The following is a 17398-nucleotide window of genomic DNA, read 5'->3' on the forward strand; positions in this document are numbered from 1 at the left end:
TGACCGGGTTGAACGGGTTTGCCCACGGTGCCTGCCTTAAAGGGCGCTTGGGGGTTTTAACAGGGCAGGGTGCCTGAAGGGGCATTCCTTTCAAAGTAAAGGTCGAGGAAACCGACATGAGCGATATCGCAGAACGCGTAAAGAAAATTGTAGTTGATCATCTTGGCGTTGACGCCGACAAAGTCGTTGAAGGCGCAAGCTTCATCGACGATCTGGGCGCTGACTCGCTCGACACCGTTGAACTGGTTATGGCGTTCGAAGAAGAATTCGGCGTCGAAATTCCAGACGACGCAGCTGACTCGATCCTGACTGTTGGCGACGCTGTCAAGTTCATCGAAAAGGCTCAGGCCTAATCGTTGAATGGATCAAGGGAAGGCCTCAAAGCCTTCCCGATGTGGCCCGGCCTGTCCGGGCCAATATTTTATCATACGGTCTCTTTTGGCCGGATGGAGCGTGTCGCACGCTGAAATACATATACCAAACACCTATGATTGGATTATGAGGGCGCACAATTGACTTTGAGACGTGTCGTTATCACAGGTACCGGCATGGTATCTCCCCTTGGTTGTGGAACGGAAGTGACCTGGGAGCGGCTGTTGGCCGGTCAGAATGGCGCCCGTCTCGTCACGGAATTCGAAGTCGACGATCTGCCCGCGAAAATTGCTTGCCGCATTCCTGTCGGTGACGGTACCGACGGCACCTTCAATGCCGACGACTGGATGGAGCCGAAGGAACAGCGCAAGGTTGACCCCTTCATCATCTACGGCATGGCGGCCGCCGAGATGGCGCTGAACGACGCCAACTGGCATCCCGAAACCGATGAAGATCAGATCATGACCGGCGTGCTGATCGGCTCCGGCATCGGTGGCCTCGAAGGCATCGTGGAAGCAGGATACACGCTTCGAGATAAAGGCCCGCGCCGCGTCTCGCCATTCTTCATTCCCGGTCGTTTGATCAATCTTGTTTCCGGTCAGGTGTCCATCAGACACAAGCTCCGTGGCCCCAACCATGCGGTCGTGACGGCATGCTCCACCGGCGCGCATGCTATCGGCGATGCTTCGCGTCTGATCGCGCTCGGTGACGCCGATGTGATGGTTGCTGGGGGTGCTGAATCGCCTGTTTGTCGCATTTCGCTCGCAGGATTTGCCGCCTGCAAGGCGCTCTCTACCCAGCACAATGACGACCCGCAGAAGGCATCGCGCCCTTACGACCGCGACCGTGACGGTTTCGTCATGGGCGAGGGTGCCGGCATTGTCGTTCTGGAAGAGCTGGAACATGCCAAGGCACGTGGCGCGAAGATTTATGCCGAAGTCGTCGGCTATGGTCTCTCCGGCGATGCATACCACATCACGGCTCCATCCGAGGATGGCGATGGTGCGTATCGTTGTATGTCCATGGCGCTGAAGCGCGCCGGGCTGACACCGGGCGACATCGACTACATCAACGCCCACGGCACCTCGACAATGGCTGACACGATCGAGCTCGGCGCGGTGGAGCGCCTCGTGGGTGAGTCCGCCTCGAAGATTTCCATGTCGTCCACCAAGTCGGCAACAGGCCATCTTCTTGGCGCGGCAGGTGCGATCGAAGCGATTTTTGCAACACTTGCCATCCGCGATAACATCGTTCCGCCGACACTTAACCTCGACAATCCCGATGTCGAGACGGCAATCGATCTGGTGCCGCACCAGGCGCGCAAGCGCGACGTTAATGTGGCACTGTCGAACTCCTTCGGCTTCGGCGGAACGAATGCATCTCTGGTGCTTCGTCGTTATGAAGGCTGAAGGGTCAGATTGACCCGTTAAGTCCATCCGCACGGGCGGCTACTTGCCGCCCATTCAAGAATCGATCAGAACGTTTTCAGCTTTCCCGGCAAGATGCCGGGATCGCCTGATCTGCCAGCTCTTCGAAACTAAAGATGCGAGCGCATTGGTTTTCGATGAACTGGAGCGGTGGAGGATCCGCTCTTCGTCAACGAAGATGTGTTTGTTCCCGCCACCGGTAGAGAGTGCAGAATAGCCTGCCGAACCTGTTTTTGCCGCATTGCCTGCTCAAATAAGCCGTTGTAATGCCGAACTGAAAAGGACCGCCGGTGAGCGATAACAGAGAGAACAATCAGCCCCCCTACGACCGCGACAGCTCCTATGAGAGCAAGGGTGGACCGATCATTCCCAAATCGCCGACCGAGGCTCTGAGACCTGAAAAAGTGCCTGAGCCGCCAAAGCGCTCGCGCAAGGCCCACAGCCAGGCGGTCATCTTTCTGAATTTTCTCATGACGCTGATCGTTGCTGTGACGGTGGTCGGTGTCGCCGGCTTCTATTACATGATTCACGCGTTTCATGAGCCCGGCCCGCTTGCCACCAACACCACCATCACTGTACGCAACGGAGCGGGTCTGGCGGAAATCGCAAACACGCTTGAGCGGAGCGATGCCATTTCCAACGGCCGCATCTTCCGCTTGATGGCAGATCGCTACATGACCGCGGGCCAGACACCCAAGCCCGGCGAATATGAGATCAAGGCTCAGGCGTCGATGAAGGACATCCTGGCCCTGCTCGAATCGGGCAAGTCGATCCTCTACACGGTTGCCTTCCCGGAAGGCCTGACGGTAAAGCAGATGTTTGCGCGTCTTGCTTCCGACCCGGTGCTTGAAGGCGATCTTCCGAGCGAACTGCCGCCGGAAGGGAGTCTGCGTCCTGATACCTATCCCTTTACCCGCGGCACCAAGCGGGACGAAATCGTGCGCCAGATGCGCGCAGCGCAGACGAAGCTTGTCGAGATGCTTTGGGAGCGTCGTGATCCGAACCTGCCGCTGAAGACGGTGGAGGAGTTTGTCACGCTTGCATCTATTGTCGAGAAGGAAACTGGCAAGGACGACGAACGCGGCCATGTGGCATCGGTCTTCTATAACCGCATGAAGAAGAACATGCGTTTGCAATCCGACCCGACGATCATTTACGGGCTGTTTGGCGGCGAGGGCAAACCATCCGACAGGCCCATCTATCAGTCGGATCTGCAAAAAGAGACGCCGTTCAATACCTACATCATCCGTGGCCTGCCGCCGCACCCGATCGCCAATCCGGGCCGGGCCGCGCTAGAAGCAACCGCCAATCCTTGGCGCACGGACGATCTGTATTTTGTGGCTGACGGCACCGGTGGCCACGTCTTTGCCAAGACGCTGGATGAGCATAACGCCAATGTGCGCCGCTGGCGCAAGATCGAAGCGGAAAAAGCGGCTGCCGGCGGCAACTCCGAAACCGTCGTCGACGGTCAGCCGGGTGGTAATCAGGCAGAGAAACCGGCAAATTGATAGAGGGGTTTGATGTGGTCGTGTGATCGCGCTCAAGCTTCTGGGGGACATTCGAATGACACTGCAATCCATGACGGGCTTTGCGCGCAGCGAAGGCTCTTCCGGACGATATCGCTGGGCCTGGGAATTACGCTCCGTCAACGGAAAGGGGCTGGATCTCCGCCTTCGCCTGCCATCAGGCATGGAACCGCTGGAAACGGCGTTGCGTGACATCGCCTCCAAAAGCCTGTCACGCGGTAACATTCAGGCCGGGCTCTCGGTGTCTGCGTCAGAGACCAAGCTTGAGGCCGTCGTCAACCGCGATGCGCTGGATGCGGTGCTTGCACTGAAAAAGGAACTGGGCAATGCTGTGAGCGATGCTCCTCTGAGTTTCGATACTTTGCTGTCGGTGCGGGGACTCGTGGAGTTTCGCGAACCGGAAGAAACGCAAGATGCGCGAAGCGCGCGGGATGCCGATATCATCGAGGGCTTCTCAGCAGCCGTCACTTCGTTGAAAACCATGCGCGAGAGGGAAGGCGCCTCGCTTTACACGCTGCTTTCCAGTCACATCGACAGGATCGAACAATTGACCTGCGTCATCGAGGCCGATCCTTCTCGTCAACCCGAGCAAATCCGAACTCGGCTGGAAGCGCAGATCGCCTTGATCGGCGATGGCAATGCAAGTCTTGATCGCGAACGGCTTTACGCGGAAGCCGCGTTGTTGGCCACGAAGGCCGATCTACGTGAGGAGATCGACCGGCTGACGTCGCATATATCCGCGGCACGCGAACTTCTCGCTGGGGGTGGTCCTGTTGGGCGTAAGCTCGATTTTCTTGCACAGGAATTTAACCGGGAGTCGAATACGATCTGTTCCAAATCCAATGCCAGTGCTGTAACCGCTGCTGGTATAGAATTGAAAGTCGTGATCGACCAATTCCGCGAACAGGTTCAAAATCTGGAGTAGGCTCCATGGTGCCAGCAAATAGCTCTCCCGTTCATATTGCCCGTAGAGGGCTTATGCTGGTCATGTCCTCGCCATCGGGTGCGGGTAAGTCCACCATTGCCAGAAACCTGCTCGACCGGGACAAGAACATCAGTCTCTCTGTCAGTGTCACAACGCGCCAGCGTCGACAAAGCGAGATTGAAGGCATCCATTACCAATTCATCACCAAGCGTGAATTCGAGGTGATGCGTGACAGCGATCAGTTGCTGGAATGGGCCGAGGTACACGGCAATTTCTACGGCACCCCGCGTGCGCCCGTGGAGCAGGCCATGGCTGAAGGCCGCGACATGCTGTTCGATATCGACTGGCAGGGTGCAGAGCAGCTTCAGGACAAGATGAAGGCGGACGTCGTGTCGATCTTCATCCTGCCGCCGACGATGACCGAACTGCAGTCCCGACTGCATCGCCGCGCCGAAGACACCGAAGAGGTCATCCGCACACGCCTAGCCAACTCCCGTGCGGAGATCGAGCACTGGCGCGACTATGACTACGTGATCCTTAACGACGACCTTCAGGCCGCCTTTTCGGCCGTCGAAGCTATCGTCAAGGCCGAACGCGTCCGCCGCGATCGTCGCCATGGCATGTTCGATTTCATCCGAGGATTGCTTGAAGAAGAGCCTCAGCTTTAATCAGCCTGGGGGTTTTGTCCCAACCATTGACGCGAGAGCGTTTCATCGGCCGAGCCCTCCGCCCATCCGTGACCACCGTCTAGGATTTCGAGACGAACATCCGCGCCAGCGGTGACGAATTGGGCGGCCAGATGTTGCGCATCGTTCGGCTCGCGCCGCTCATCGTGCTTGGCAGCAAGCAGAACGACGGGAAAGCCGGAGAGACGAGGGAGCTCTTCATCTCTTCTAGGGGACAGCGGACGCAACAGGATCGCTCCCCGTGCCAGTCTGCAATCCTGGCACAGCACCTCAGCTGCGATGATCGCACCGTTTGAGTAGCCGACCAGGAATGGCGTCTGGCCTGTCTGCTGCGTAGTAAACTCGATGAACGTGCAGAGCCGAGCAGCCTGCGCTTTCAGATCATCCACGTCGAGTCGCCGGTCGTGCGTCCTGCGGAAAAATGCAAAACCATTTTCCCATGGGACAGCGCCGCGAAGCGCATAAAGAAGAGCGTTAGGAAACACGACACGACCGAACGCGAGTAGGTCTTGCTCATCCCGGCCAGACCCATGAAGAAGCAGGACGACGCCGTCGGCGGGTCCTGATGGGGCTCGAACCTATATTCGAAACCGGCGTCGTACATGGCGTCCCTCGGGCTCGATCAAAAGCGAGATCAATGTCGGCTTTGTCGCGCCCGCAGCAGAGTTACAGGCTATTCGCCAACCGTACGAATTCTTCGACAGAAAGCGTCTCGGCGCGTCGCGTGGGGTCAATATCAGCTTTACCAAGCAGGGACTCCCCGCCGATGCTCTTCACGCTCTGGCGTAGCATTTTGCGGCGTTGCCCGAAGGCAGCTTCCGTCACCTTCTCGAGCTTCTCCACATCGCAGGCTAGAGGCTTTTCCTTCGGCAACAGATGCACCACAGTCGAGGTGACTTTCGGAGGCGGGCTGAAGGCCTGCGGCGGCACGTCGAAGGCCATTTCCGGAACTGTGCGCCATCCACAAAGCACGCCCAAGCGGCCGTAATGATTGTCGCCTTCCTCTGCGACGATCCGCTGGCCGACTTCCTTCTGGAACATCAGCGTCATGGACAGCCAGAATGGCGGCCATTGCTTCGGCAGGAGCCAGTTTACCAGAAGCTGGGTGCCAACATTGTAGGGGAGATTGGCAATGATGCGCACCGGTTCACCTGTGGGAGCCAGCGCTTCGAAATCGGTCTTCAGCGCGTCGCCTTCGATCACCTCAAGTCGTCCCGGATAGTGATCGGCAATTTCCGCCAGTGCGGGAAGGCAACGGCTGTCGCGCTCGACGGCGATGACCTTTTTTGCACCGAGTGAAAGAATGGCGCGGGTCAAACCGCCAGGGCCAGGCCCGACTTCGAAAACCGTAACGCCGTCCAAGGGACCTGCAGTGCGCGCAATCTTCTGCGTCAGATTGAGATCGAACAGGAAGTTCTGACCGAGCGACTTCTTCGCATCCAGACCATGGCGCTGGATGACGTCGCGCAGCGGCGGAAGACCATCGATTGCTGCCATCAGGAGGCCTGCCGAACAGCGACATCGGCTGCCATCTTCAATGCTGCGACAAGGCTGGAGCAATTGGCGATACCCTGTCCAGCAATACCAAACGCTGTGCCATGATCGGGAGACGTGCGGATGAAGGGCAGGCCGAGCGTTACGTTGACCGAGTCGTCGAAGCCCAACGCTTTTGCCGGAATCAGACCCTGATCGTGGTACATGCAGATCGCGACATCGTAACGCTTGCGCGCGGCATCGTGGAACATGGTGTCGGCCGGCAGCGGCCCGAAGGCGTCGATACCATCTTTTCGCAACTGTATGGTTGCCGGATGGATGATATCGCGATCTTCCGCACCGATGGCACCGTCTTCGCCCGCGTGTGGGTTCAAGCCGGCAACTGCCAGTCGCGGTCCCTCCATGCCGAACTTGCTCTTCAGATCGTTGGCAACGATCCGGCAGGTGTCGACGATGAGATCCTCCGTCAAAGCCGGGGCCACATCCTTGAGCGGAATATGGATCGTCACAGGCACGACCCGCAGCTTCGGCCCGGCAATCATCATCACCGGTCGCGCCGCTTGCCCGGTGTGCTTCAAGGCGAGATCAGCAAGAAACTCCGTATGCCCGGGAAAGCCGAAGCCCGCTTCGTAAAGCACGGATTTGGCAATCGGATTGGTCACGATGGCGGCGGTCTTCGTTGCCATCGTCAATGAGACGGCTGTCTCGATCGATTTGATTGTGGAGATCGCTGCGCCGACATGGGGTTGACCTGCCTGTACCTCAAACCCGACGGGAATGGAGAAGACGGGCAGGGCGGAGGCAAACGCAGCTATGGCTTCCTCGGCCTCGCAAGTCACGACCTTGACAGGAATGCCAAGAATATTCGCGCGGCTCGTCAGCACGTCTGGATCGCCGACGAAGAAAAACGGCGGAACGCCGAGTTCATCGCGTCTTGCCCAGGCCGCGAGCGCGATATCGGGACCGATCCCGGCGGGATCGCCCTGTGTCAAAGCGAGAGGCAATTGAAGCGACGTCACTAGATTCGGAGCTTTCACCTGTTGCGCCCATCACAGTAGGGTCGACCCTGCCGATCAGCGGCGTTCTTATGTTTTGGGAAGACCATCGGCACCGTGCGGCGGTGCCGCGCTGGCATCAGGTCTGGGTAATCTGCGCCTTGCTGCGCAGCTCGTCCATATACTTCTTCTCGTTCGGGTTTTCGCCCTTCTCGGCCTTGCTTAGATCTTCGGCACGGAACACGACTTCCGCCGCGTAATCATCGGAGACCTGCTGCTTCTTGCAGACAGCGAGATACTCGACACCCTTTTCGGTCACGCGCGTGCCGGTGGTGCCGCCTTCAGGCGTCTTGGTCACGAGGTCCTTCCATTCTGAGGGCAGTTCCGGCTCGAGAATACGACCAAGGTCTTTGATCGAAACGTCCAGCATCGTGGCTGCGAAGGTCTTTGCCTGCTCACAGCCAGGATAGCGCTTGCGCGACGCTTCAGCTTCGCTCTTGCGCTTGCCGATGATGGACTTCTTCGATTCCGGTACAACGAATATGATCTGCTGCAGGACATATTCCGATGTCACCGGCTTCTGTCCGCGCTCTTTGAGGCGGGTGATGAAGTCCTGTGTCGACATACGGTTCTTGCCACCATAACGAGCGTTGACCAGACGCGGCCAGCTCATCTGCACGGCGATGAAGGATTTGAAGTGGTCTGCGCCCACACCGGCCTGTGTCAGAACCTTGGTCAGTTGCTCTTTCGTCAACTTGTTGCTGGCAGCAAAGCGGCCAAAGGCGGCATCGACATCTGCGGTGCTGACAGACGCCTTGACGCGGGCGATTTCCTCGCGCTTCAAGGCCTCTTCGATAAGCTGCTCGCGGGCTTTCTCGTTGAGATTGCCAGATTGGCGCTGCAACTTCAGGAAAGCCACCCGGCGCGCGATATCATCAGAGGTGATCGGTGTCTTGTTGACGACGATCTTCACCGCGCTGTCGGCAAAAGCGACATTCGCCTGCGGCGCGACAATCATGGGAACTGCGAAGATCGCAAAGGCGAACGCGACGCTGCGCATCGCCTTATTTCCGAAGTTCATCCTGGTCTCTCCCTCTCGGCAAGCCGATGGACTGGCGCCACGGCACTGCTTTTGAAACTTTTACAGCGCGAAGGTTGCATCCTCACCTGACGGTGATGTCATCCTTCCGCTGCAATCCTAAATATGAACGCGCCCGTGTATATCACTGGAATGATTATCACCGCAATCGCCCGTCACAACCAGATCGTCGATATCTGCGGCAAAAGCGTGACCTTCACACCGCTCCATCGATCACATGATGTCGAGCACAATCCCGCTGTAGGTGCTGCTTCAAACGAAAACGGCGGGAAGATCCCGCCGTTGTTCCATGAGCCATTGGCTATCAGTAGTTGTTGGGTTGCCAGCCGATATCGGCCTTATCCCAATCTTCCGCAGCCGAGCCAACGCTGATGTCGCCGAGGGTACGGAAGGCGAGGCGAGCGTTGATCGACCAATCATTCGCCGATTCACGCACTGTGCTGAGGTTACCCTCATCCGAGTAGCTGACGGTGAAGATCGTGCACTCGTCCTGATAGAGGATGCCGATGCGACGCTCACTGGAGAATTTGTTGTTCAGGTCGTAGTTGATAGCGCCGAACAGAGCCCAGTTGTCGTCAAGGCGGATCTTGCCGGAAGTCTGGATGATATCGCGGTCGCGATCATATCCATAGTTCGGCTGTGCCTTGACCTGGGTATAGCTGACCTTACCGGTGAAGCGGTTATCGGTGTAGTGAACGCTGTTCTCCATGCGGTTGATCTCGAAGTTGTCCTTGTCGAGACGCAAGCTGTTGGAGAAGGAGAGGCCGATCGGCGCATCGATCGCCGCCATGGTCACGTAGTCGGAACGATCCGATTCCAGACCGGAATCGGCGCCGACATTGACCAGATCAGCCGAAGCGAATGAGTTCTCGCCTGCGAGATGGAAGGACTGTCCAGCGATGGCGCGCACACCATAGCCATTGTCGAAGGTACCGTTATAGCGGAAACCGAGATTGGCACGGGTGCCGCCTTCGATGCGGTCGAAACCGCTGAACTTGTCTCGTTCGAACAGGTTGGTGGCATCGAAGACGAAGGCCTGCGAGTCTTCGTTCGGCAGGCGGCCAGCGAATTGCTCGTCCGGACGCACGAACAACTGCGCAATCGGTTCGATCACGTGGCTGCTGTTTTGTGCTGTGAACAAGATCGGATAGCGCGCCTCGAGACCGAAGGTCGCCATACCGCGGAACGCCGCGTCGTCGTTGATCGAGCTGTTATAGGCCAGACCCTGCGTCGCCATATCGGTGGAGAAGACGTCTCCGCGAAGGGCACCGAGCGGTGTCAGTTGAACGCCGCTGTCGAAAGTATAGGTTCTCTTCCACTCGGCTTCCGTCGTCAGGCGCGTATAGGTGCCTTCGAGACCCGGAAAGCGGTTGGATGTCCCAAGCGCATAGGCGTCTTGATTACGGCGCGTCAGGCTCGTCAGGTTTGTCGTCAGCGAAAGCTCGCCGCCATAGACGGGATCCGGAAGGAAATAGCGATAGTCGACAGCCGGATGGACGATCGCCTGCCGGCGCTCTTCCAACTCGAAGTCGTCCTTGTCCTGAACGTTGAAGTAGTAGGCGTTGGCATCGAAGCTGTTCCGATCGCCAAGACCGGAGAGGTAAAGCTTGTTGGTCTGCGTTTCGCTCTTGTAGCCCTTGAGATCATAGGTGCGGGCGAAGTTGTTGTCCGACTGCACCATGACGTCCCAGCCGAATGACCAGCGGGGATTGATCTTGAACTCGCCCTTGCTGGCAACCATGCCACGACGGTCATTCAGAGAATCGCTCGTTGCCGGGTCGAATCTCTCTGGATCGCGCTGGTCGATGCCGGCAAATGTCAGCGTATGCGTTCCCATTTCGAAACGATTGCGCAACTCGCCATGCAGCAGAAGACCCTGCGCCGTATAAAAGGTCGGTGTAACCGTCAGATCCGCGCTGTCGCCAAGCACCTGATAGTAGGGCACGCCGATGCCGAAGCCGAGCTTATCGGTTATGCTCATTTGCGGGAACAAAAAGCCCGATTTGCGCTTTACCCGGTTGTCGGGAACAGTGATGAACGGAAGATAGGCGATTGGCTTGCCAAAAAGCTCGAAGCGAGCCTTTTCCAGACGTACCGTTTGGCTCTTGCCGTCCTGAATGACGCGCTCAGCCTTGACTTGCCACAGTGGCGGCTTGTCAGGACGCTCCGCGCAGGGAAGGCAGGCTGTATAGACGCCGTTGTTGAGGATCATGACATCCTCATTGACGCGTTCAGCACTTTCACCGGCAATGCGGGTGTTGTCGGACGTTTCAACGCGCAGAGAATTTACAAATCCCTGCGAAAAATTATCGGTCACATCAAGCTCGTCGGCATAGATTCTGCTGCCGGATGGTTCGATGAGTTCGATGTTGCCACGGGCGACAACGCGGCCCGTGCCCTGATTATATTCCACACGCTGTGCCACCATGCGGTAGCCCGAGTATTTCAAGCGCACGCCACCCGTTGCGATCACTTCTTGAGCGTCGCGATTATAGGTGAGTTCATTTGCTGTAAGCAGGAGTTTTGATTGGTCTTGAGCGTCGCCCACGATCACGCCGTCATCAGCAAAAGCGCTGGATGCTGTCGCCATGTATGCGCACACAGAAGCCCCTGTCAGAAGGGCTGCCGCAAGCCGTCTGATATTCCCGCGGTCAAATACCGCCACTAGCCGTCCTCCTGATGAAGCAGAATGGTTGCCCCCAATGCCAACGCTACGACGACTGGAATCCAGACCGCAACGAAGGGCGGAACAACGCCGCTACTCCCGAATGCCCTTACAAGCACGGTTACCACATAAAGCACGAAGCCGGAAAGGATTCCACCCAGAATCACTGAACGCGACTGTGCAAAACGGCTGAACTTTAGAGAAACAGTCGCTGCAATGAACGTCATCGCCACGAGCAAAAACGGCATCGAGAGCAGGAAGTGATACTGCGTTTCGAGCGCTTTGGATGACAGGCCGAAGGATTTCGCCACTTCGATCTTCCGAGAAAGATCAAAGAAAGCAACGGTTTCGGGCTGCGTCAGGCGCTCTTGAACGAATTCCTGTCTCAAATTGGTACTGATTCTTGCCGTCGGCTGACGAGTGGGCACATGACCCGGTCGAATCTCCGAAACGTCGTTAAGAAGCCAGTAACCATCTTCCAATTTCGCCGAGGCGGCGTCCTGTCGGAAAAGGATGTTGCCGTTCTTGTCGAGGTGAATCAGCACCACGTCTTTCAGCAACGCGCCATTATCCTCGAAGCTCTTGGCTCCGATGATCGTGTCCTGTCCACCGCTGCTCTGGCGCAGCCATGGAATCACCTGCTGCTGGCGCGGGCCGCTTCCGTCATTACGCCATCCCGCCTCGACGGAGAGCGATTTGCTTTCGCCCCAGGCCGCGAGCGGATTGAGGGCGGTGACGCAGAGGATACCAAGGAGAATCGCGCCGGTGATGAAGGGCAGCATGAACTGCCAGACAGAAATGCCTGCAGCGCGCGTTACTACCAACTCGTAACGGCGGTTGAGCGAGATGAGCGTCGTCATGCCGACGAAGAGCGCAACGAAGGGTACCGTCTGCTGCAGGATGAGCGGCAGCCGAAGCGCCGTCAGTCCAAGTGCGGCCGGCACGGAGTAGCCAGGAAGCCCGGACATGCGACGCGCGGTTTCGCTGAAATCGGCCAGGAAGATGATCGACGAGACGCCAAGCAGAAACCAGAAGGTGGTCATGGCATAGCGACGAAGGAAATATCGGGAGAGGGTGCCGAAAATCATGTGCTCTGTCCTCCATTACCGCTCGTCTTTGGCGGCGTGACACGGCGCTGAATCGCCTGAGTCGCGTTATGCAGGAAGGAAGGCATGTGCAGCTTTCGGCCCGTCGCGAGCAGATAGGCGGCAATGAGACCGCTGACCCCCGGTACGGCATAGACGAAAGGAATAAAGGCGGCGCTCTGCTTCACCTGGTTAGTGAAATAAAAGCCCAGCCAGCGCAGCATGAAAGCAGTCACCAGCGCCACGACCATCGGGTGCAGCCGGGCCTCGCGATGCGAGCGCGCGTCGCCGGCAACCACCAACGAGATCAGAGCAAACACGAAGGGGAACATCCAGTCGACCAGACGCCGGTGTAGTTCCGAGCGGAAGCTTCCAGGATTTTTCTTGTAGCTCTCCAGGTTCTCATCGGGCGACAGCAGGAAGGCAAGGCTCGCATCGCTCGCAGACAGCGACGGTTCATTGTCGGATTTCTCCGACATGGTCGAAAGATCGAAGGCGTAAGACAGGAACTTGACGACCGACACCTTGCCGTCAGGTGTCTTCTGTTGAACCTCGCCGTCACGCATGGTGAGCGAAGTTCCGCCTTCGTCGATCATGCCTTCCTTGGCGTAATAGATAAGGTCGTAGTTCGGATCGCGACGGTCGGCAACAAAGAGCCCGCGCAGGATCCGGCCCTGGCGCTGGGCGATCTGCACGTATAGCCCATCCTGAATGGTGCGGAAGGTCTTCTCTTCGATAACGGAAGAGAGAAGGTCGGCGTAGGCTGCAGCGACCATCTGGCGCGCAGCCGCACGTGCGGGCGGCTCAGCAAAGTTGGTAATGCCGAAGGAGGCAAGACTCAGCACCGCTCCAAGAATGAGGATAGGCTTGTAGATTATGGTGCGGCGCGCGCCCGACGCATCGATGATGGCGAGTTCCGAATCGGTATTCATCGCGGTCAGCGTTTGCGTCACGCCAATGACCAGAGCGAAGGGCAGAACGACGGGAATGAGCGTCGGCAACAGCATGGTCGCGAGCGTCATGAACGAGCCCATGGACTGGCCGCTATCCGTGACGAGGTTGATTCTTTGCAGAACCTGAATCGTCCAGATGATTGCCAGCACGGGCATCAGCGCGACGAGAACCATCTGCGTCGTGCGTCGCAATATGTACCGTTCGAGAAGCGCCATTTAGTCCCTGGTAACGTTTTTCATTCTTTTTCCCGCGCAGGGAACCGGCCCTATGTAATCGTATCGATCTCGCTTGGCGACTCTCGATTGGCCACAAATTTCTTTCGCGCAGTCATTTTTCCCGCCGCTGTGGCTTTTTGAGGAGAGGTGGAGAAAAACTTTCCTCTTCGCCTCGGTCGTGGTTGCGCACCATCCACAAATTTGACACCGCAAGGCGCCATGCCGGGGTTGCGTCGCGGGCGGAAAGGCCCATGATCCGCCCACCCTTTAAAAACAGCAAGATGAGCATCAAGATGTCCGCCAATTTCGATATTTCCTTCGCCGCTTCTGCTCCCTGTGAGAATGCCACGGCTATACTTCTGCGCGCTTCCGGCGACGAAGGCGCGGCGGGTCAGGCGCATGTCGATCCGGCGGGCGTGCTGGAAAAGGCTGCGAAGGTCGCCGGCTTTTCGGCAAAGTCGATGAGCGTTCTCGATGTTCTGGCGCCCCAGGGCTCCGATGCGGACCGCATTACGGTCATCGGTCTCGGCAAGGCGACGAAGCTTACCGCACATGACTGGCTGAGAGCAGGCGGTACGGCGGCCGCCAATTTCAAGAAAGCGGAAAAAGTCGTTGTTTATCTCGATGTTCCGGGCCTTGATGTGAGTGGCAAGACCGCGGCCGATTTTGCGCTCGGGCTTCTACTACGCGCTTATATCTTCGATGCTTACAAAACCAAGAAACCCTCCGACGACGAGAAGAAGCCGAAGCACGTCGATGTGACGATCGTGACGGTGGCTCATGAAGACGCAAAGCAGGCCTTCGATGCTGCTCAGGCCGTTGCCGGCGGCGTTCTTCTGGCACGGGATCTCGTCAACCTGCCGCCGAATGTGCTCGGACCTGTGGAGTTCGCCGAAAAGGCGGAGGGCTTGAAGAAACTCGGCGTTGAGGTTGAAATCCTTGGCGAAAAGGAAATGAAGAAGCTCGGCATGGGCGCTCTTCTCGGGGTCGCGCAGGGCTCGGTTCGCCCGCCGCGGCTTGCCATCATGCAGTGGAATGGCGGCTCCAAGAAAGATGAGCCGATTGCCTTCATCGGCAAGGGCGTGGTGTTTGACACCGGCGGTATTTCCCTAAAGCCCGGTGCCGGCATGGAAGACATGAAGGGCGACATGGGCGGCGCTGCTGCCGTGACCGGCCTCATGCACGCGCTTGCGGCCCGCAAGGCAAAGGCCAATGTGATCGGCGTTATCGGGCTGGTCGAAAACATGCCGGACGGCAATGCGCAGCGCCCCGGCGATATCGTTACCTCCATGTCCGGCCAGACCATCGAGATCATCAATACCGATGCCGAAGGCCGCCTCGTTCTGGCGGACGCGCTCTGGTATACGAACGACCGCTTCAAGCCAAAATTCATGATCAATCTCGCCACCTTGACCGGTGCCATCACCGTGGCGCTCGGCAATCTTCAGGCAGGCCTCTTCTCCAATGATGATGAACTGGCCGGGCAGTTGATCGAGGCGGGCGACACGACACAGGAGAAGCTCTGGCGCATGCCGCTCGGCAAGGATTACGACAAGATCATTGATTCGAAGTTTGCCGATATGAAGAACAGCGCCGGGCGCTTGGCGGGCTCGGTGACAGCCGCTCAGTTCCTCAAGCGCTTTGTCGGCGAGACGCCATGGGCGCATTTGGATATCGCAGGCACGGCCATGGGCTCGCCGCTGACCGAGATCAACCAATCCTGGGGCTCCGGCTATGGCGTTCGCCTTCTGGACGAACTGGTTCGCGCGCACTACGAGGATTGAGGTAGAAGCAAGAAGGCGGCAATCTCCCGATGACGGAAGTCCTGTTTTATCATCTGACGGAATCCAAGCTGGAGGACGCCTTACCGCCGCTTTTGGAGAAATCGCTGGAGCGCGGCTGGAAGGTCGCGGTCCAGACGGGAAGTGATGAGAAGCGCGATGCTCTCGACGTGCTTCTCTGGACCTTTCGTGACGACAGCTTTCTGCCGCACGCGACCGATTCTGCCGCAAGTTCTGCCGATCAGCCGGTATTGCTCACCTCAAGCGATGGCAATGCCAATGAGGCCACGGTGCGCTTTCTGGTCGACGGCGCCGAACCGCCGGCTCTTGAGCCGTACGAGCGTATCGTCTTCATGTTCGATGGCTACGACGCGGGACAATTGGAGGCGGCACGCGCGCAGTGGAAGAAGCTGAAAGGTGAGGGCCATGCACTCACCTATTGGCAGCAATCGCCTGAAGGCCGCTGGCAGAAAAAGGCGTGAGCCTACAGCGCATCAACGACGAAAACGACAACCGGCAAAACCGGCCGTCTTCGTCGGGATCGCCCAAACACCGCCCGATGATGGCGCATTCTGCAGCCGCTCCTCCGACATGTTGTGACGGTGGGACGTCAGGAAAAACGTGCTGAAGTCCGGCCCACCAAAGCAGCCCATGGTGGGGTGCGGGACGGGCGCCGCAATCGCGCCGAGATGCTTGCCATCGGGCGAAAACGCGTTGATCAGTCCAGCCGAAACGCCAGCGGTCCAGTAAACGCCGGAACGATCGACGCAGCCGCCATCGGGCCTGCCCGTTTCCTCGGTCATCTGCGCAACCAGAATCCCTTCATCGAAGGTCCCTCGGCTCTTGTCGAATGCGCGGCGACGGATCCATCTTTGGACGGAATCGCTCTGCCACATGAGCGAACCATCTTGCGAGAAGGCAAGCCCATTGGGGCAGGTGAGGCCGGTTTGCATCCGTTCGGCACCACTTGCCGTGACGCGCCAAAGCTCGCCGCGCGGTTCCATCTGCGGCAATGGCACATTATGCATCGTGCCGACCCAGAAGGCACCATCTGGCCCGATGCGTCCATCATTCAGCCGGAAAGGACTGCCCTCCTGCGCCGGAATGCTGCAGAGCGTGTGGGTGGCGCCACTCGCCGGATCGAGGACAACGATATCCATGCCGCACGCGATGATAAGGTCACCATTGTCGCAAAGTCCAAGGCTGGACACTGCGCTTGGGAAAGACCATTCGCGATATTGTCCGGGCGTAAGAGCGGCAGAACGCACCGTCTTGCCGAGAATATCGCACCAGAACAGCACTTGGCGCTTTTCGTCCCAAACGGGTGATTCCGCCAGCGTGCTGATTGTGTCGCAGAGGAGCGTTGCCTCTGACATGCCGAGCGTTTCAGCGGGCAGAAGTGCGGGGTGTGCAGTCGTCATGATGGGATATCCAGTGTCGATTATGCCGCAGATTTACTCGAAATAGTCCTGATGGTTGGCGAAGACCTGCGCCAGAATTCCAAGCACGCGGCGCAGATGTTTACGCAACTCGTCCGCCGCAAGCGTCTCGTTGCCGTCCTTTATCGCGGCATAGACCGCCTCGTGTTCAGCAAGCAGCCCAGCCATATGCGCCTCATCGGTAATGGCGAGTGCCCGCAGGCGGTCAAGGCCTGCCTTTTCGCGGATGAGTAGCGTTTCCAGCCTGTCCATGCCGGTGGCCGCCGCAAGGGCGCTGTGAAACTGGTCGTCATGCATCCGGAAGGCCTTGCGGTCCCCGCGCTGCATCGCCTTGCGCTGACCGCTCAGCGCATGCTCGATTTCCTGCTCCGCTTCCGCCGACAGGCCGATCTCGCATAGCTTCTCGACCGCTGCGACCTCAAGCGCTTCACGGATGAATTGCGAACTGCGGATACTCTTTTCAGAAAGCTTGGAGACATAGGTGCCGCGGCTGGGAAGGGTCACGATCAGGCCGTCGTCTCTTAGACGGCTCAAGGCTTCACGCACCGGCGTGCGACTGGAATTGAATGATAGCCCGATCTCATTTTCAGACACCGCCTGCCCGGGAAAAAGCTCTCGCGACAAAATGGCGGATTTCAGCGCCGAATAAATCTGATCCACTACCGGGCGGTTCAGATCCAGCCGTTCCATAGTCGGGACAGAGCCGCCTGTCATCGGGATTTTTGGCATTTGCAC

17 protein-coding genes are annotated in these 17398 nt (G+C 58.2%); 7 read left to right on the plus strand and 10 right to left on the minus strand.

The annotated features are described in order from the left end of the window. Positions 1-116 precede the first annotated feature (116 nt). From WKI41_RS05430 to gmk, 5 genes are all read left to right on the plus strand, one after another. Positions 117-353 carry an acyl carrier protein gene (locus tag WKI41_RS05430; RefSeq protein ID WP_027675866.1) on the plus strand — a complete coding sequence of 79 codons (237 nt, stop codon included), beginning with the start codon at positions 117-119 and terminating at the stop codon, positions 351-353. Between the two features lie 165 nt (positions 354-518). Continuing rightward, positions 519-1781 carry a beta-ketoacyl-ACP synthase II gene (gene fabF / locus WKI41_RS05435; protein WP_340192969.1) on the plus strand — a complete coding sequence of 421 codons (1263 nt, stop codon included), beginning with the start codon at positions 519-521 and terminating at the stop codon, positions 1779-1781. 308 nt (positions 1782-2089) lie between these two features. After that, complete coding sequence (gene mltG / locus WKI41_RS05440) at positions 2090-3307, plus strand: endolytic transglycosylase MltG (protein WP_340192494.1); 1218 nt, start codon at positions 2090-2092, stop codon at positions 3305-3307. A gap of 55 nt (positions 3308-3362) precedes the next feature. Next, complete coding sequence (locus tag WKI41_RS05445; RefSeq protein WP_340192495.1) at positions 3363-4250, plus strand: YicC/YloC family endoribonuclease; 888 nt, start codon at positions 3363-3365, stop codon at positions 4248-4250. Positions 4251-4255: 5 nt separating this feature from the next. Further along, positions 4256-4918: a guanylate kinase gene (gmk, locus tag WKI41_RS05450; protein WP_340192496.1), complete on the plus strand. Its 663-nt coding sequence runs from the start codon at positions 4256-4258 to the stop codon at positions 4916-4918. Here gmk and WKI41_RS05455 read toward each other — a convergent pair. The 8 genes from WKI41_RS05455 to WKI41_RS05490 all read right to left on the minus strand — a co-directional run bounded on the left by WKI41_RS05455 (position 4915) and on the right by WKI41_RS05490 (position 13443). Beyond that, positions 4915-5325: an alpha/beta hydrolase gene (locus WKI41_RS05455; RefSeq protein ID WP_340192497.1), complete on the minus strand. Its 411-nt coding sequence runs from the start codon at positions 5323-5325 to the stop codon at positions 4915-4917. The genes gmk and WKI41_RS05455 overlap by 4 nt on opposite strands. Beyond that, positions 5313-5540 carry a hypothetical protein gene (locus WKI41_RS05460; protein ID WP_340192498.1) on the minus strand — a complete coding sequence of 76 codons (228 nt, stop codon included), beginning with the start codon at positions 5538-5540 and terminating at the stop codon, positions 5313-5315. Before WKI41_RS05460 ends, WKI41_RS05455 begins: the two co-directional genes overlap by 13 nt. 62 nt (positions 5541-5602) lie before the next feature. Beyond that, complete coding sequence (gene rsmA / locus WKI41_RS05465) at positions 5603-6433, minus strand: 16S rRNA (adenine(1518)-N(6)/adenine(1519)-N(6))-dimethyltransferase RsmA (RefSeq protein WP_340192499.1); 831 nt, start codon at positions 6431-6433, stop codon at positions 5603-5605. After that, positions 6433-7449: a 4-hydroxythreonine-4-phosphate dehydrogenase PdxA gene (gene pdxA, locus WKI41_RS05470; protein WP_340192970.1), complete on the minus strand. Its 1017-nt coding sequence runs from the start codon at positions 7447-7449 to the stop codon at positions 6433-6435. Before pdxA ends, rsmA begins: the two co-directional genes overlap by 1 nt. A 115-nt stretch (positions 7450-7564) precedes the next feature. Then, positions 7565-8506, minus strand: coding sequence for a peptidylprolyl isomerase (locus WKI41_RS05475; RefSeq protein ID WP_340192500.1), 942 nt, complete (start codon positions 8504-8506; stop codon positions 7565-7567). A 322-nt stretch (positions 8507-8828) separates the two neighbouring features. After that, positions 8829-11189, minus strand: a complete 2361-nt coding sequence (locus WKI41_RS05480; protein ID WP_340192501.1) for an LPS-assembly protein LptD — start codon at positions 11187-11189, stop codon at positions 8829-8831. Beyond that, entirely contained in the window at positions 11189-12277 is a 1089-nt protein-coding gene (gene lptG / locus WKI41_RS05485; RefSeq protein WP_340192502.1) for an LPS export ABC transporter permease LptG, read from the minus strand. Before lptG ends, WKI41_RS05480 begins: the two co-directional genes overlap by 1 nt. After that, the gene (locus WKI41_RS05490) at positions 12274-13443 is read right to left on the minus strand and encodes an LptF/LptG family permease (RefSeq protein WP_340192503.1); all 1170 of its coding nucleotides are present in this window, start codon (positions 13441-13443) and stop codon (positions 12274-12276) included. The genes lptG and WKI41_RS05490 overlap by 4 nt, the downstream gene beginning before the upstream one ends. 293 nt (positions 13444-13736) lie before the next feature. On the opposite strand from WKI41_RS05490, the gene WKI41_RS05495 reads away from it, so the two are divergent. Both WKI41_RS05495 and WKI41_RS05500 read left to right on the plus strand, forming a co-directional pair. After that, entirely contained in the window at positions 13737-15227 is a 1491-nt protein-coding gene (locus WKI41_RS05495) for a leucyl aminopeptidase (protein ID WP_340192971.1), read from the plus strand. 29 nt (positions 15228-15256) lie between these two features. Beyond that, on the plus strand, positions 15257-15706 hold the full coding sequence (locus WKI41_RS05500) for a DNA polymerase III subunit chi (protein ID WP_340192504.1): 450 nt from the start codon (positions 15257-15259) through the stop codon (positions 15704-15706). A gap of 12 nt (positions 15707-15718) precedes the next feature. Here the strand turns inward: WKI41_RS05500 and WKI41_RS05505 are convergent, their stop codons facing one another. Next, positions 15719-16645 (minus strand): SMP-30/gluconolactonase/LRE family protein, encoded by a 927-nt coding sequence (locus WKI41_RS05505; protein ID WP_340192505.1) that lies wholly within the window; start codon positions 16643-16645, stop codon positions 15719-15721. A gap of 33 nt (positions 16646-16678) precedes the next feature. Then, positions 16679-17392, minus strand: a complete 714-nt coding sequence (locus tag WKI41_RS05510; RefSeq protein ID WP_306932064.1) for a GntR family transcriptional regulator — start codon at positions 17390-17392, stop codon at positions 16679-16681. Positions 17393-17398 lie beyond the last annotated feature (6 nt).

The organism is Agrobacterium larrymoorei, assembly GCF_037722385.1.
Lineage (GTDB): Bacteria > Pseudomonadota > Alphaproteobacteria > Rhizobiales > Rhizobiaceae > Agrobacterium > Agrobacterium larrymoorei_C.